Source organism: Sphingomonas sp. 22176, from assembly GCF_052045505.1.
Classification (GTDB): domain Bacteria; phylum Pseudomonadota; class Alphaproteobacteria; order Sphingomonadales; family Sphingomonadaceae; genus Sphingomonas.
Genome location: NZ_JBQEPL010000006.1, coordinates 165,847 through 180,543, shown reverse-complemented (window position 1 = coordinate 180,543; position 14,697 = coordinate 165,847). Strand labels below are relative to the sequence as shown.

The 14,697-nt window shown below is 63.8% G+C and carries 13 protein-coding genes and 2 pseudogenes; 7 read left to right on the top strand and 8 right to left on the bottom strand.

Annotated features, from left to right (window positions below):
• A pseudogene (locus tag ACTJKY_RS17960) lies at positions 1-1,224 on the bottom strand (TIM-barrel domain-containing protein); the annotation flags it as partial.
• A gap of 368 nt (positions 1,225-1,592) precedes the next feature.
• Between ACTJKY_RS17960 and ACTJKY_RS17955 the strand changes: the two are divergent.
• The 3 genes from ACTJKY_RS17955 to ACTJKY_RS17945 all read left to right on the top strand — a co-directional run bounded on the left by ACTJKY_RS17955 (position 1,593) and on the right by ACTJKY_RS17945 (position 5,985).
• On the top strand, positions 1,593-4,397 hold the full coding sequence (locus ACTJKY_RS17955; RefSeq protein WP_440847469.1) for a TonB-dependent receptor: 2,805 nt from the start codon (positions 1,593-1,595) through the stop codon (positions 4,395-4,397).
• 636 nt (positions 4,398-5,033) lie between these two features.
• The gene (locus tag ACTJKY_RS17950) at positions 5,034-5,573 is read left to right on the top strand and encodes a GNAT family N-acetyltransferase (RefSeq protein WP_440847468.1); all 540 of its coding nucleotides are present in this window, start codon (positions 5,034-5,036) and stop codon (positions 5,571-5,573) included.
• Between the two features lie 172 nt (positions 5,574-5,745).
• On the top strand, positions 5,746-5,985 hold the full coding sequence (locus tag ACTJKY_RS17945) for a hypothetical protein (protein ID WP_440847467.1): 240 nt from the start codon (positions 5,746-5,748) through the stop codon (positions 5,983-5,985).
• A gap of 25 nt (positions 5,986-6,010) precedes the next feature.
• Here ACTJKY_RS17945 and ACTJKY_RS17940 read toward each other — a convergent pair whose 3' ends face one another.
• From ACTJKY_RS17940 to ACTJKY_RS17930, 3 genes are all read right to left on the bottom strand, one after another.
• A complete protein-coding gene (locus tag ACTJKY_RS17940; RefSeq protein ID WP_440847466.1) occupies positions 6,011-6,181 on the bottom strand; it encodes a hypothetical protein in 171 nt (56 codons plus the stop codon).
• Positions 6,182-6,550: 369 nt separating this feature from the next.
• Entirely contained in the window at positions 6,551-7,186 is a 636-nt protein-coding gene (locus tag ACTJKY_RS17935) for an NADPH-dependent F420 reductase (protein ID WP_440847465.1), read from the bottom strand.
• Positions 7,183-7,995 carry an inositol monophosphatase family protein gene (locus ACTJKY_RS17930; protein ID WP_440847464.1) on the bottom strand — a complete coding sequence of 271 codons (813 nt, stop codon included), beginning with the start codon at positions 7,993-7,995 and terminating at the stop codon, positions 7,183-7,185. The genes ACTJKY_RS17935 and ACTJKY_RS17930 overlap by 4 nt, the downstream gene beginning before the upstream one ends.
• A gap of 72 nt (positions 7,996-8,067) precedes the next feature.
• Between ACTJKY_RS17930 and ACTJKY_RS17925 the strand changes: the two genes are divergently transcribed.
• Positions 8,068-8,670 (top strand): TetR/AcrR family transcriptional regulator, encoded by a 603-nt coding sequence (locus tag ACTJKY_RS17925; protein WP_440847463.1) that lies wholly within the window; start codon positions 8,068-8,070, stop codon positions 8,668-8,670.
• 67 nt (positions 8,671-8,737) lie between these two features.
• On the opposite strand, the gene ACTJKY_RS17920 is transcribed toward ACTJKY_RS17925, so the two are convergent.
• Positions 8,738-9,043, bottom strand: a complete 306-nt coding sequence (locus ACTJKY_RS17920) for a hypothetical protein (protein ID WP_440847462.1) — start codon at positions 9,041-9,043, stop codon at positions 8,738-8,740.
• 7 nt (positions 9,044-9,050) lie between these two features.
• On the bottom strand, positions 9,051-9,788 hold the full coding sequence (locus ACTJKY_RS17915; RefSeq protein ID WP_440847461.1) for a hypothetical protein: 738 nt from the start codon (positions 9,786-9,788) through the stop codon (positions 9,051-9,053).
• A 46-nt stretch (positions 9,789-9,834) separates the two neighbouring features.
• Here ACTJKY_RS17915 and ACTJKY_RS17910 point away from each other — a divergent pair, with 46 nt between their 5' ends.
• Positions 9,835-10,230, top strand: coding sequence for a DUF5110 domain-containing protein (locus ACTJKY_RS17910; protein WP_440847460.1), 396 nt, complete (start codon positions 9,835-9,837; stop codon positions 10,228-10,230).
• A 30-nt stretch (positions 10,231-10,260) separates the two neighbouring features.
• Here ACTJKY_RS17910 and ACTJKY_RS17905 read toward each other — a convergent pair.
• Both ACTJKY_RS17905 and ACTJKY_RS17900 read right to left on the bottom strand, forming a co-directional pair.
• Positions 10,261-10,644 (bottom strand): annotated as a pseudogene (locus tag ACTJKY_RS17905) (integrase core domain-containing protein); the annotation flags it as partial.
• A gap of 473 nt (positions 10,645-11,117) precedes the next feature.
• Positions 11,118-11,831, bottom strand: coding sequence for a hypothetical protein (locus tag ACTJKY_RS17900; RefSeq protein ID WP_440847459.1), 714 nt, complete (start codon positions 11,829-11,831; stop codon positions 11,118-11,120).
• A 255-nt stretch (positions 11,832-12,086) separates the two neighbouring features.
• Between ACTJKY_RS17900 and ACTJKY_RS17895 the strand changes: the two genes are divergently transcribed.
• Together ACTJKY_RS17895 and ACTJKY_RS17890 are read left to right on the top strand one after the other, a co-directional pair.
• Positions 12,087-12,836 carry an SDR family NAD(P)-dependent oxidoreductase gene (locus ACTJKY_RS17895; RefSeq protein WP_440847458.1) on the top strand — a complete coding sequence of 250 codons (750 nt, stop codon included), beginning with the start codon at positions 12,087-12,089 and terminating at the stop codon, positions 12,834-12,836.
• Positions 12,837-13,536: 700 nt separating this feature from the next.
• Positions 13,537-14,661: a collagen-binding domain-containing protein gene (locus ACTJKY_RS17890; protein ID WP_440847457.1), complete on the top strand. Its 1,125-nt coding sequence runs from the start codon at positions 13,537-13,539 to the stop codon at positions 14,659-14,661.
• Positions 14,662-14,697: the final 36 nt, after the last annotated feature.

The following is a 14,697-nucleotide window of genomic DNA, read 5'->3' as shown; positions in this document are numbered from 1 at the left end:
TGGCCGTCCGGCACCAGATCCGGTTCGGTTTCGTCGAGCCAGAACCAGTCGAACCCCTGCGAGGCGATATTGTCGCGGATCTTGCCCCAGAACCCGCGCGGGCCTCGGGAGCGGTAGAATCGAGCAGCGCGCCGGCGCGGTCGGCGCGAACGGGCAGGCCGTCGACGACGCTGCCGTGCTTGTCGTGCAGCAACCAGCCCTTGGCAGCGAGGAAGTCGTAATAGCGCGATTCCCGCTCGAACCGCGGCCACACGCTGATGATCGAACGCATGCCCAGGCCGCGCAGCGTGTCGTTCATGCCCTTCGGGTCGGGGAAGTAGGTGCGGTCGATGTCGAGCCGCCCCATCCGGGTCCAGTAGAACCAGTCGAGGACCATCACGTCGAGCGGCAGGTTGCGCTTGCGATAGCCCTCCGCGATGCCGAGCAGCTCGGCCTGGCTTTCGTAGCGGGCCTTGGACTGGATCAGGCCGAACGCCGCCTTGGGGGCAGGGGTGTGCTGCCGGTCAGCTTGGCATAGCCCGCATAGAGCTGGTCAGTCGTGTCGCCGGTGATGATGAAGAACGACACGCGCTCCCCGACCTTGGACTGCCAGTGCGTGCTGTTGTTGAGGCCCGGCGACACGGTTGTGGCGGACGGATTGTCCCACACGATGCCATAGCCCTTGTTCGTCACCATGAAGGGCACGCAGACGCTTTCGCCGGCCGGCGCATCATAGTTGTGGCGGCAATCGATCGTGCGACCCTTCAGGTCGAGCACGCCCTCCTGGTTCTGGCCCAGACCATAATAATGTTCGCCAGACTGCACCGCGAAGCTCGCGCCGACCCGAAAGGTGCGCTCGCCGCTGACCTCGCCCGGGGCCATCTCCCATCCGGTCATCTCGGCAATGACATGGCCGTCCCGCCCGCGCACGGTGAGGCCGACATGCGGCAGTGACGGCGCGAAATAGCGCTGCATCTGGGTCGGCGCCTTCGGCCACGGCTCGGCGTTGACGGTGAGGGAGAGAACGGATGAGGTGAAGACGTCCCCCTCAGCGTTGACAGCATGGTTCCAGCCGGTCGCATCGGGCTTCGCATTCGGGCCCTCGCCCGGCGGGGCATCGGCAAGCGCCCGATCCATCGCGATGGTCACTCGAACGACATTGGGTGCGTAGGGCTCGACGGACACGCTTGCGCCGTTCCGGTCGAGCGAAGCGAGCGGCGCGGCAAGGGCCGGCGCGGCAAGCATTGCGAGCAGCGAGGCTCCGGCGGCGATGGCGGCGCGCACCGTCTCGCGGGGTTCCAGCACCGTCATCATCATCTCTCTCCCGAGCGTCGCTGAAAATTGTGCTAGGGTGTCTCGGTTTGCCTGTGCAAGCTGCATTCACCTATGCAAGCGTTAGCCTTGTTCAACGCGCGCGGCTTCCTTGTCGACAGCACGGTGCCGAGACACGCAACCTAGGTGCCGGACACAGATCGGACGGCTCCCGCAGCACCATCATCGATCAATGAAAATCACTGATGAAACAAATTTTTATATTTCACAGCTTCGACTTGAGGCCTATGAGCAATTTCAAAGCCTTGTCCGCAGTCGCGCGTTCAGGAGAGGAACAGTTCATGTCAGTACAGAGTATCAAGCAGGCCGCCCGTACGGGATCGGTGCTGGTCGGGGCGTCAATCGCCGCGCTGGCGTGCGGGATTGCGGCGCCCGCCTATGCACAGGCAGGCACGGCGTCGCCCGACGCGGCCGCGCAGCAGGCGGGCGCGCAAAGTGGTACCACGCAGCCCAGCGGTGATCAGAACAGCGCTGCCGGTGCCCCGGCTGCCGACGGCGCCACGGAGATCGTCGTGACCGGCGTGCGCGCCAGCCTGCAAAGTGCGCAGAACATCAAGCGCAATGCCGATCAGGTCGTCGACTCGATCGTCGCCGAGGACATCGGCAAGCTGCCCGATCGCAACATCGCGGAGGCGCTGCAGCGCATTTCCGGCATCCAGATCCAGCGCAATTACGGCGAGGGCAGCGCGGTCGCGATCCGCGGCCTCACCCAGGTCCGCACCGAACTGAACGGGCGCGACATCTTCACGGCCAGCGGCTCGAACAATGCACTGACCCTGGAGGACGTGCCGTCGGAACTGCTCGCGGGTATCGACGTCTACAAGAACCCTTCGGCTGATCTCATCGAGGATCAGCTCAGCGGTACGATCAACTTCCGCACGCGCAAGCCTTTCGACTTCGACGGCTTCAAGATCTCGGGTTCGGTTTCGAACACCTACAACGACCTCGTCCGCGAAAGCCAGCCCTCCGCATCGCTGCTGGTCAGCGATCGCTGGAACACGGGGATCGGCGAAATCGGCCTGCTGGTCAGCGCCTCGTACCAGAAGTCGTCCTTCCGCCAGGACACGATCTCGACCGAGCCGTTCTACACGCTCGACCCGACCAATGCGGCGGACGCCGCCACGCTCGCCTTGCTTGGCCGTACTGGCAGCGTGACAACGTTGCCACACGGCACCGGCATCGGTCAGGCCTATGGCGATCGCCGCCGCTTCGGCATCGACGCCTCGCTGCAGTGGCGGCCGACCGACACGCTCGAGCTGACCGGCGAGGTGTTCCGCAACGACTACAAGTTCCGGTTCGACGACTACAGCTACTTCGCCTACACCAGCGGGGCATCGATCACGCCGCAGCCGGGTGCCGCCTTCACCTACGCGCCCAACGGCGATTTCCAGAGCGGCACGTTCGTCGACGTGCCGATCGGGGCGAATACCAGCCTCAGTACGCGCCACTCGGTGACGACCGATTATTCGCTCAACGCCAAGTGGAAGCCGACCGCCAATCTGACTATCACGGCGGATGCGCAATATGTCGATTCGACGACCGACAGCCTCCGGTCGATCATCGGCCTGAACGGCACCGCAACCACGCTGACCCAGGATATCTCGGGCAAGATCCCGTCATTCCAGATCACGTCCGCGGCCGGGCTGACCAATGTCGGCACCTATAACGGCGCGTTCTACCTGGACAACATGAACAACTCGCACGGCGAGGACAAGACCGGCAGGCTGGACGCCGAGTATCGTTTCGACGGGAGCATCCTGCGGTCGATCAAGGCCGGCTTCCGCTATGCAGACCGCACCAATCGCTATAGCGACACGGGCTATCGCTATATCGGCCTGTCTACCGTGCCGTCTACGCTGGAGGTCGTCGATTTCAGCGACTTCTTCCGCGGGGACGCTGATCTGTTCGGCAATGCGCTGCTGTTCAACCGCAACACCACGTTGAGCTATGACGCTACCCGCGCCGCGCTCGGCGTCGCCACCGCCGTGCCATATCTGCCGAGCGGCACCAACACGCAATCGCAGAAGACCTATACCGGCTATGCGGCGGCGTTCTTCAAGGCCGATCAACTGGCCGTGCCGATCGACGGCAATATCGGCGTGCGCGTGATCCGCACCAACATCGATGTGTCGGGCTTCTACCAGCAATATGGCCTGGTCACCGCGCCCGATGGAACGCAGAGCACGGTCACCGAGCCGACCGTGAGTCCCATCACCAACAGCACCAACTATACGTCGGTGCTGCCCAGCCTCAACCTGCGCGGCCACCTGACCGACAAGCTGCAGCTCCGTTTCGCTGCGTCGAAGAACATCGCGCGTCCGACGTTCGACCAGCTCAATCCGAGCCTGAACATCACCGAGCCGGGCGCCGCGCAGCTCAACCAGGAGCACGTCACCAGCGGCGGCAACCCCTACCTTAAACCGATGAAGTCGACCAATTTCGACGTTTCGCTAGAATGGTATTTCTCGCGCACCGGCTCGCTCACCGCGGCGGGCTTCTACAAGAACATCTCGAACTACATCCAAACGGGTATTTCAACGCGCGACGTCACGTTTGAAGACGGCGTGACGGCGAGGTATAACGTCACATCCTACAGCAATGCCGCCACCGCCAAGGTTAAGGGCGTGGAAGTCGCGTACCAGCAGTTCTTCGACTTCCTCCCGGGTGCGCTGAAGGGCCTGGGTTTCCAGGGCAACTTCACCTATGTGGACTCGCAGGCACCGAGCCCGGCAACGGCGGGGCCGGTTCACAACGTCTCGCTGGAAGGGTTGTCCAAGTACAACTACAACCTGGTGGGCCTGTATGAGCATGGCCTGCTCTCGGCGCGCGTAGCCTATAATTGGCGAAGCGAGTTCCTCGTGACGACCTCCGGCAACGGCACGGGCAACCTGCCAGTTTTCGAGAAGCCGTTCGGTCAGCTCGACGCCTCCGTGACCGTCAACGTCAACCCGCATTTCGCGTTGACGGCCAACGCGGTGAACCTGCTCAACACGATGACGTCGACCTACTACGGCATCGAGACGCGGCCCCGCGATGCAGTCATCAATGATCGCAAGTTCACCATTGTCGGCCGCATCACCTTTTGACGAGGTCTGATTCGGCCTCTTTCCCCGTCGGCCGGAGTCACTAGGCTCCGGCTGATTTTCTGTGGGAGAAGCTACCCAACTTCGGGCGTGAGCGTCGGATCAGCGTCTCGGATAAAGCTGTTCGTCCGTTCCTGCTCAACCTCGGCCGTCCCGCGGAGGATATTGTTGTCGCGAAAGCGCGAGCCGTCCGACGAAGCGCACGTTGCCGTTCGCGTTTCTACGCTGAGAAGCCGCTGGCGGGTAACGGCTCAGCGGCGGAAAGGGCGCTCGATACCTGATAGCTCGAGTCGGCCGTCGAGCTTATGTTCGCTTTCGCGTTTTCGCATTCAAAGGGCGCCTGGCAGGTTACCGCTCATTTCGGGTGAGGAAGTGCGGGCCGTCGGCTTTTTGGGGGAAGCTCATTCTCAGACGCAGCCGGCGAACGACTGAACCGGGTCAACTGCTGCCGGCCGTTCGTGGGACAGAGAGGTCGTTCCCAGGTGAGAATTGGTTCGTCATCTTGCTCGTCATAGACGCTTCATCTCAGGAGTTGGGTCTCCGACAAACCTGGCGCGGTTCACCTGCAATCAAGTGTTTTCCGACATTGAATGGTGTGTTGAGTCGCAAAGCGATGGTAAACGGACGTAGGGGCGTCGGATGAACGCTACGATAACAGTCCGTGCTGAGCGGCCGGCCGATGGAAAAGCGATTTCGGACGTCGTGCTGTGCGCTTACGCCAACGTGGTCCATAGCGATCATCGCGAGCATCTCATGATCGAGCGGCTCCGCAACACCGACGCTTGGATCCCGGCGCTGTCACTTCTTGCCGAGGTCAGCGGCAAGGCCGTAGGCCACATTCTTCTGACAAGAGCCGAAATCACCGGCGCACGATCATCCGTCGCGACGTTGGCTTTGGCGCCCTTGTCGGTTGCTCCCGAATATCAAGCTTCGGGCGTGGGCAAACAGCTGGTGGCAGCGGCGCGTCGGCAAGCGTCAGAGCTTGGCTTCGAAACCATCCTCGTGATCGGCATCCCGTCCTATTACGCGCAATTCGGTTTCCAGCCGTTGAGCCGCTACCCAATCAAGCTGCCATTCGAAGCACCTGACGAAAACTGCATGATCCTTCCCTTGCGGCAAGGGGCGCTCGATCGGGTTGCCGGGGTTGTAAATTATCCGGAGGGATGGCTGGATCATTGAACGGCTGCTCGCAGCGTTGGAATCGTCGAACCTAGACGTCGGAGGTTCGGCGCTTCCAGTCACTTGGCGCGAGCGGGGAGCTAAGCAGCTGAATTTGGGTGATGGGGTGGAGGCCCCGGACGGCATCGATGTGTCAACGTGGAGCTGTTGAACACCACTGAAGGAGGCGCCCGTGTCGGAAGTCAGCACAATCGGTCTCGATGTCGGCAAGAACGTTTTTCATGCCCATGGCGCGGATGCGGGCGGGCCAGCATCGTTCTGCAGGAAGCTCAGCCGGACGAGGCTGCTGGATTCCTTCGTGGGGCAGCCGCGATGTGTCGTTGCGCCGAAAGCCTCTGGTGGCGCGCACCACTGGGCGCGTGCGCTCAGGGAGATGGGCATGATGCCCGTCTGGTCCGGCCAGCCTACGTGAAGCCGTTCGTGAGGGGGCATAAGAGCTATGCCATCGATGCCGAGGCTATCTGCGAAGCCGCGCAGCGCCCGAACATGCGGTTTGTGGCGATGATGGTCGTCACCGCGTGGGTTGCCGCCGCCACAGCCAGGGCGGCGCTTAGCCGTTCGGTCTCGACGATCTCTGCTTGGTTCACACGACGCATCTTGTCGAGCACCCGGTATCGGGGTGCCTGATCGTCGTACCGCACCACGATGCGGCAGGAGGGGTACTCGCAGACATGAACGCGCTTTCGGGCAAGGGTTTAAGTAGGCGGCGTCGGTTCAAGGATGAACATCGCCTTGTTGCACTGGAGCGCCAAAGAGGCCGTGACGGTCCCCTCGACGCGCCAGACCATCTCCGCTTCCACATTCTCGCGCGCGGCGAGACACTGGTGGGCGTCCCTTTGATCCGGAGGGGGCAGGCGAACTGAGCATTGTCGCGCAAAAAAAGGAGGGGGATAGCGTCGGCCTCTTCAATGAAGGAGATGCCCTCGAGCCGGATTGCCTCGACGGCGCGACCAAGCGCTAGGCGCCTGGTCCTGGGATCACCGGACCGTCGAGACGGCGAAAGGCGCGAAGCCGCTCGCTTTCATCACGTCAGTAACCAGCAGCATGACCGCCTCGACACCCCGTGCCGTCGTGATCCCGCCCAGGTCGAGCATCTGGGCGTTCCGCCAGCCAAGGGCATGGAGCAGCGACCGGACCACAGACTTCGCATCCAGGTCATTCCCGGACAGATATACCGTGGGCGCACCGTTCAGCATGGACGGGTTGCTCATGACGGGCGCGAGCATCGTGTTGAGCGTCTTGACGACCCGCGTTCGCGGCAATGCGGCCTGCAGGCGTTCGGCGAGACTGTCCGTAGGATACAGCAGCCCCGATGGTGCGCCGCGCTCGTCCCGGCCGGTCGCGTTGGCGACGTCGATCAGCAGCTTGCCGGCGAGTGCATCGGCAAGCGCGGTCAGCCGTTCGATGCTCCCGTCCCCCGGTGTCGCGTTGATCACGATCTCCGACAATCCTATGGCCTCGGCGTGGGAGCCGAATTGCACCTCCGGTCCGGTCCACTGCCCCGTAGCAGCGATGTCGCGGACGCCGATGACGATCTTATGTCCGGCCTTGGCGAAGCCGGTGGCGAGGCTGGACGCAACCCGTCCGGAACCGAGAATGGTGATGGCGGTCATGCGAGAGTCTCCATGTTCGAGGACAGCGCCGCAAGGATCGCGGGCTGCAGGGCGGGCGGCGCAGCGAGGAAGTCGGGGGAGCCGACTGCCCAGCGATGGCCGCGCAGATCGGTGACGTCCCCGCCCGCCTCGCGGACCAGGAGCGCACCGCCCATTAGGCCCGCGCGGACGCTGCCATGCTGCCAGAAGGAATCCAGCCGGCCCGCGGCCACGTCGATCAGTTCGAGCATGCTCGGGACGGACAGACGCACCAGAAGGGTGGTATCGAGAAGCCGCTCGGCCGAGCGGATCATGGCCGCGCGGATCGGCCGGGCTTCGCCGGGTCGGGCCTGTCCGCTGGCAACGATCGCCGCGGCAATGTCGCGCTTGGCGGAGACCTCCAGAGGCCTGCCGTTCACGAAGGCCCCGCGTCCCGTAATCGCGCTATAGGTTTCACCGGTCAGCGGCACGGAGATGACAGTCAGAACGGGTTCGCCGTCGCGAACCAATGTCGCCGTCACGGCCCAGCCCGGCCGTCCGTGCAGGTGATTTACATTGCCTTCGGCAGGATCTGCTACCCACCAGTCGCCGGCCGGCAGAGCGCCCTCGGCCTCTTCATCCTCCGCCCACCTGGAGCCTGGAAGCGCCGCCAGCAGCGCATCGCGTAACGCGCCTTCGACAGCCCGATCATTGGCTTGGATGCCGGCAAGCAGATCGGCCAGCGTCGCGGGCCGGGGGGTGGTACCAAAGCGGGCGAGAAGCGTGTTTCCGGCTGCCTCGACCGCGCGAATGGTTTCCGTGAGCAGCGCATCGTTTTTGTCGCGGGTCATTGTCGTGAACCTCGTGTTGATCAATGCGCCAAGATTAGACTTCGCGGCGAGCGCCCACTACTCGCGTTCCCGATGACGAAGCCGCCAACGCAGATGACCACGGAGCCGCGGAAAACCGCGCGTCAGGGCCGTTCCGCGGCGACCGTCGAGGCGATCGTCGAGGCTGCGGCTCGTATTCTGGAGACGGCTGGTCCGTCCGGCTTCACCACCAACGCGATCGCCGAGCGTGCCGGCGTCAGCGTGGGGTCGCTCTACCAGTATTTCCCGAACAAGGACGCGATCACGCGGGCGGTTATCCGACGGGAATTGCACACGCTCGAAGCACAGATCATGGCGATCGACCTGACCGTAGCCGAGCCATCGCCGTTGGCGCGGCTCGTCAGGATCGCGGTCGCCCAGCAGCTTCAACGCCCGCGGCTCGCTAATCTGCTCGAGGCCGAGCAAGATCGGCTGAGCCTGGATGAGGATAGCGGGCCGGTGCACGCGCGGGTCGTTGACGCGATCCGCGCGATCCTCGGGACGGCCGGCGTGCCGGCGACCGCCGACATGGTTCAGGACATCACCGCGCTGATCGCGACGCTCGTCAATCTGGCCGCGGCACGCGGCGATACGGACACGGCACGCTTGGAATGGCGCGTGGAAGCGGTGGTGCTGGCCCGGCTGGGGGTGCGTTGAACGGCATCCAACTTCCACGGCCCCATGATACCTACTGCAGTTCCGGGTTTGCGAGGGGCAAGCGCGCTTACGGTATGTCGGCGGCGCGGCCCGGTTCGGCGGGAGCGATGCCGTTGGCGTCGAGCCGAAAACGCTGCGTGGCCTGATAGGCACGCATGCGCGCGCGCATGATCGATCCCAATGGTTGGTGGGCGCGGAGTGCGTGGGCGGGATTGTAGGCCAGCCGATCATCATAGGCCGCGCGCGCTTCCGTCCAGGCGGTCTGCGGCGGCAGGGTCAGCCGCGCCACCGTCCGGTAGGGACTGTCCGTTTCGCTCCACGCGACAGACGCGTCCTCGATCGGCATGGACTCGATATCGGTGCAGAGCTGCACCTTGATGTCATAGACGACCGGGCGATCCGCGATGAAGGCGCACGCCGCATCGCGGAACGCATCCCGCGCCGATCCCAGCGGTTCTGCTTCGGTAAGGGCTGCAAGCGTCTCGGCAGACGGGATCGCCACGAGCTTGGCGACATAGGCGCCGTACCGTACCGCCGCCTGTGTGTAGAAGCGCTCCGCAAAGGGATGTGCGCGGGAGCGGCCGAAAAACTTGAGCCGCCTCCACCCCGCGCGCCGCCCGCGACAGAGCCACGATTGCCGGCTCGGGCAGATGCGGGGATTGGGCGCCGGTATAGCGGAAGGTACGCAGGAAATCGCGCGCCGTCGCCGCAGTGAAGGCCGGGTCGAGCCCCAGCACCCAATCCTGCGACGCCGTCTCGCCGAAGCCGGGCAGGCGCTCGCCCTCCACGCCTATCACTTTGATCGACAATCCGCGCTGCCCCGATGCCTTGTCGGTCAGGGGCTCGGGCGCGCCGGGCGCCAGCCGTACCACCGCCTCATAGCTCCGACGCGTTGCGAACATCCCCTGCGCGAGCTCCGGCGGAAGATCGGGCAGCACCTCAACCATGCCCGTCATCAACCCCGTGAGCTTCGCATGGGTGCCATGGAAGGCATGGCCATGCTTCTCGTGCACCAGGCGGGCAAGGTCGACCATCATGGTCTCCAGCTCGCGCATCAGCGCCTCTTCGTCTTCGAGTGATTGCTCGAGCGAAGGATCGTACCGGACAAAGCGCGTCATACTGTCGGTCCTCAAAATGCCTGCCACGCGGCAGACGCGGGAACAATTGACAGACCAGCCGCGACGTGTATCTGCCGGCGGGGACTGGTATGATTACTGGACCAACCATCGCTATACTGGCGGGCAGACGGTGACGGCCGCAGCGCCGATCGACAAGATCCCGCTGTTCGTCCGCGCGGGCTCGATCGTGCCGATCGGCGTGCAGGTTCCGAGCACGGCGACCAAACAGGCGCTGGAGAGCATCCATATCTACCCGGGGCGCGACACTAGCTTCACGCTCTATGACGACGACGGCGTATCCAACCGCTATCAGCATGGCGGCGGCACGGCCGTGACGCTGCAATGGAATGAAACGACAAGGCGCCTAGTGGCAGCGGGTCCGCTCCCGACCGGCCAGGATGTAGCGAAGCTGGTGCATGTCGTTCAGCCTGACAAGCCTTGACGTGACCACCGTTTTTTCCTCTATTTGGAGCTAGAGTCCGGCCTGGAAGTGAGGGTCCCCCGGTTTCTCATCCAGCCTGGGCGTGAGTATCCGACGTTCATTCGGCGGCGATCTTGGCCGCTGCGGCAGCATATTCGACGGCGTCAGCCAGCCAAGTGATGTGTGAGGACGGCTCTCGTTATAGTCTCGGCGCCAGGCCTCGATCTTAGCACGGGCATCGGCCAACGACAGAAACCAGTGCGCGTTCAGGCACTCATCGCGCAAGCGACCATTAAACGATTCCACGAAGGCGTTGTCGGTGGGTTTGCCCGGCCGGCTGAAGTACAGCGTGACGCCGTCCTCGTACGCCCAGTGGTCGAGTGCCTTTGAGATGAATTCCGGCCCATTGTCCACGCGGATGGTTCTGGGGGCGCCGCGGATCGATCAGATCCGCGCCATCTTGGTACTTCCACAGTCTCGCGCAGTGTCAGGCCAGCGGCGTCGCCGATCGGTGATCGCCTTGGCCTGGGTGCAGAAGCTGCTCCAGGCATGCTCCAGCGCCTCGACCGGCGGAGATGGACCCCGACATCATCTTTCTTCAACGCCATGAAGCCGACGGGATATCCGTTCTAGAACGCCTTTCTGAAGCCAAGGAGGCGCACGTAGAAGTCGTGTGCGGCCTTGATGTCCCGCCCGCAAGTCCCGGGGGCGGTACGGCCGAAATGATGTGCGTTGCAGCGGACGACGTCATGCTTTTCTTCCTCGTCGGGCAGCGGCGGCGGTTCGCTTGCCGATTCAGGAGCGGTGTCCGAACTAATCGCATGCGCAATCGGAACGCCTGTCAATCATGCGCGGCGTTCAGCGGCGCCCCAACCCCAGGAGGCGGCTACTGCCCCTTTGCCTCATATTTAAACGGTCGCGGATCCGCGGACCTTCACCTCGCTGAAATGCGCTTCCGTTCCTGGACCGACCCAGAGTGCCACAGCGCCTTTTGCGCTGGCTCCATGCTTTAGGTCATCGACGATCAGGGTCGGCTGTTCGGCCCCATCGACATAGAGCCGGGCGTGGGTTCCGGCCACGACGATACGCACCCGTGTCCACCGGCCAGGCTCGAGATCGACATAGGTCTCGTAGTTGCCAGGAGCTTCGGCGCGCAGTCGCTCCCAAGGATAGTCGGGGTGCGAGACGTACTGGACCGCATGGTTCCGGCGCAGCTGGTCCTCGGCCCTGCCGTTGGTCGGGCGCAGATAGATGGCTTCCAGCTTGGTTTCGTCCTGCACGCGGAAGGCCAGCCCAACGAACCCTCGCGCCGTGGCACTTGCCGTGACCATGGGGGCACCGCTGATCCAGGCTTCGATGATGCCGTCGCCGAAGGCTGGCGTGTCCAGCATCACCAATCGGTCAGGACCCGTGACATTCTCCAGGGCGATGGCGCGCAGAGCAGCGCGGCTCTTATAGGTTGTTTGCGCCGCCTCGGCACCGATGGACCGGATCGCACCATGCTCCAGTCCTGTCCGACCGGGGACCCGTCGCGCGGCGAATGACGGTAGCGGCGCGGCGCAGACCATGGTCATCGCGGCGCCCCCGAGCACGGTTCGACGAGTCAGCGGCTTATCGTACATCGCGACCTCTTCGTTGCGGCATCGTGCCCCCTGCCCTCCCCCCTAGCGCGTGGTGGACAGAACCCCAAGCGGAGTGAGCGTCAGCAGGTCGAAACGGTCGTCGGCGCGGGGCGATCTCGTGCCCTTGCGTGGTTTATGCCGATACCGCACATGGCATGCGTCCATTCGCTTGAACCTCTGGACTCAATCCTCGTTGAAGCATCTGATCGGAGGATCCCATGGTTGTACTTGAAGGCGGCGTCGCGCTCATAACGGGTGGAGAGTCCGGCATCGGCGCCGCCTGCGCGACAGCCTGGCGGCGGCAGGTGCGGATGTCGCCATCTTGTACCACCAGGACGCGGCGGCGGCGGAGGGCCTTTGCGACAAGGTGCGGGCCGCCGGTCGGCGCGCCGTCGCCTTTCAGGCGGACGTCGGAAGCGAGGATCAGGTAGCAGGGGTATTTCCAGCGTCTTGCAGAGGCGCGGCCTGGTCGACCTCCTCGTGAACTCGGCAGGTGTCGACATGCGCGGCGTCGCCGTTGCCGACATGGATCTGGACCAGTGGCGACAGACCATCAGCACCGATCTGACCGGTGTCTTCCTCACCTCCCGGGCATTGGTGCGCGGGTTGCGCGCGGCCGGGAAACCGGGGCACATCGTGAATATCAGCTCGATCCACTCCACCGCGGTGCGTGCGGGAAGCGCAGATTATTGCGCCGCCAAGGCGGGGTTGGACAATCTCACCAGAACGATGGCGATCGTCGAGCTGCCGGACGGCAGCTATGCGGTCTACTATACCGGCGTAGACGCGCATGCAGATGGCGATATGCTCTACGCCACCGGACCGAGTAGGGATCGGCTGGAGAAACGTGGGGTAGCCATGGCCTCCGCCCCATCGCAGGGGAATGTGAAGGAGGCGACCGTCGATCGTACCGAGCAAGGCGGATGGCGGCTGTTCTACGAATATGCCGCGCACGATGCCTCGCTGATCGGTCTCGCCACTGCGCCGGGCGTCGCAGGCCCCTAGCACCATGATCGGCAGCCGTTCGCACCCAGAAGTGATGCATGGGAAGATTTCCATCTCTCCACGGGTCCGCTGCTCACAGACGACAAGGCGCAGCCAGTGATGTTCTACGATGGCGCGACCCAGGATGCGCGCTGGCCGATTGGTTGGAGCGCGTTCGATGCCGAATATACCCGTGTCACAGACCGCTGCATCGAACCGCTGATCGCACCGCCCCCTCGCCCAGTAGGATGGATACCGACATCGCCTTCGTCGCCTCGGTGGTTCTGGAAGACGGGCGTATCTGGCTCTATTTCTCCCGTGCCGACCGCACCTTGTTCCGCGCGACCATTCGCCGCTTCTCGACCTAAACTCCTGCGTCTGGCGCCCTGATGCTCCAGCAGACTCAGCTCGCGATGGGGGCCGTCGATTAGCGATACACGGCCTCCCGGAGCTAATCGGTTTTTCTCGCAACGGGAAAAGGCCGGGACTGGGCGTAGCGGTCACTCCCGATAGCGATTGCCCAACGCGTGCTTCTTGGAAAAAGGATCGCCGATCAGACACGCACGATTGGCGATAGTGTACCGCGCGTCTCGCGACGGGACTTAACCTTGCGAAATACCGAGTGCTTCTTCCGCGCAGGCTCCTCTACCGAGCAGGTCCTGAATACGCGCGGCCGGCTTCCGTAGCAGTCCCGTCGGCTTTGTTCCCAGGAGGGGGTATAATGCGCCTACTGTCCGTCGCCGCCATCGCGGCTGTTCTCGTTGCGTCTCCAGCGCTGGCGATGCCGGATCCGGCCGCGGGCCTCCAGGCGATGCGCGAGTTGAACCTGGTGGTGTTCGACACCCTCACCACCAACGGGCAGGAAGTGGAAGGACGGTCGTTCGTCGGCCAGCTCGCAGCTTCGAATTTCACCAACTTCGGGATTGGAAACGCGTCGCAGGGCGCGGCATCTTCGTCCTTTGACGTGCTTAGCGTCGTCGGAAACGCAAGCGGCGCCTTCCGCCTGAAGGCTGGTTATCAAAACGGTGCCAGCGGCATCGTCGGGACGACCGCAAGCGTCGGCGGCAATGTCCACTCGGTTGACTTCAACACCACGGGTGGCGTGCATGGTACGCTGCTCGCCGGCGGAAACCTCACCAGCAGCTTCAACATCAACAGCAACAGCAACAGCGTTCGGTATGGCGGAACGGCCGCGAGCGGCCTGAACGGCGCGGTGAAGGATACCAGCCTTTCCCCGGGTGGCGCGAACGACATCGCCGCCGGCCTGCAGAACCAGATGCACACGCTTCAGGCGAACTTGATGGCGCTATCGAGCCAGCTGGCGACCTTGCCTTCCCTTGGCGCGATCACGTCTACCGCGAATGCGCTCGACTATTCGGGCGCACAGAACGGCTACGCCGTGTTCACAATGACGGAGGCCGCGTTCGAGAACCAGAACGCCAATTTCGACCTGCTGTTCAACGGTATGCCCAGCGGCATGACCACGATCATCAACGTGTTGGGGACGAACCTGGTGGAGCAGGGCAACCTCAACAGCAAGTTGCTCAACCAGTCCGTGCTCTGGAATTTCAACCAGGCCGAAAGCCTTTCCCTGAAGGGGTTCCATGGCAGCATTCTGGCGCCCAACGCGGATGTCTCGAACAGCAGCGCGCTGGAGGGATCGATTGTGGCGCGCAACTTCACGCTGAACGGCGAGATCCACCTCGGGACCTATAACGGCACCAGCAGCTTTTCGCCGCCGCCGTCCGGTGTTCCGGAACCGGCCAGCTGGGCGATGCTTCTGTTCGGCTTTGGCACGCTCGGTGCCCTCCTTCGCCGCCGTCGCGAGACGCCTGTTGCCGCATGAAGTTGCAGGGCGGGAGACTCTTCGGCCCTGCCGAGT

Coding starts and splice junctions, on each gene's coding strand:
- ACTJKY_RS17915 (WP_440847461.1), bottom strand. CDS start 9,788: ATGACGCGCTTTGTCCGGTACGATCCTTCGCTCGAGCAATCACTCGAA.
- ACTJKY_RS17950 (WP_440847468.1), top strand. CDS start 5,034: ATGAACGCTACGATAACAGTCCGTGCTGAGCGGCCGGCCGATGGAAAA.
- ACTJKY_RS17900 (WP_440847459.1), bottom strand. CDS start 11,831: ATGTACGATAAGCCGCTGACTCGTCGAACCGTGCTCGGGGGCGCCGCG.
- ACTJKY_RS17925 (WP_440847463.1), top strand. CDS start 8,068: ATGACGAAGCCGCCAACGCAGATGACCACGGAGCCGCGGAAAACCGCG.
- ACTJKY_RS17890 (WP_440847457.1), top strand. CDS start 13,537: ATGCGCCTACTGTCCGTCGCCGCCATCGCGGCTGTTCTCGTTGCGTCT.
- ACTJKY_RS17955 (WP_440847469.1), top strand. CDS start 1,593: ATGTCAGTACAGAGTATCAAGCAGGCCGCCCGTACGGGATCGGTGCTG.
- ACTJKY_RS17935 (WP_440847465.1), bottom strand. CDS start 7,186: ATGACCGCCATCACCATTCTCGGTTCCGGACGGGTTGCGTCCAGCCTC.
- ACTJKY_RS17930 (WP_440847464.1), bottom strand. CDS start 7,995: ATGACCCGCGACAAAAACGATGCGCTGCTCACGGAAACCATTCGCGCG.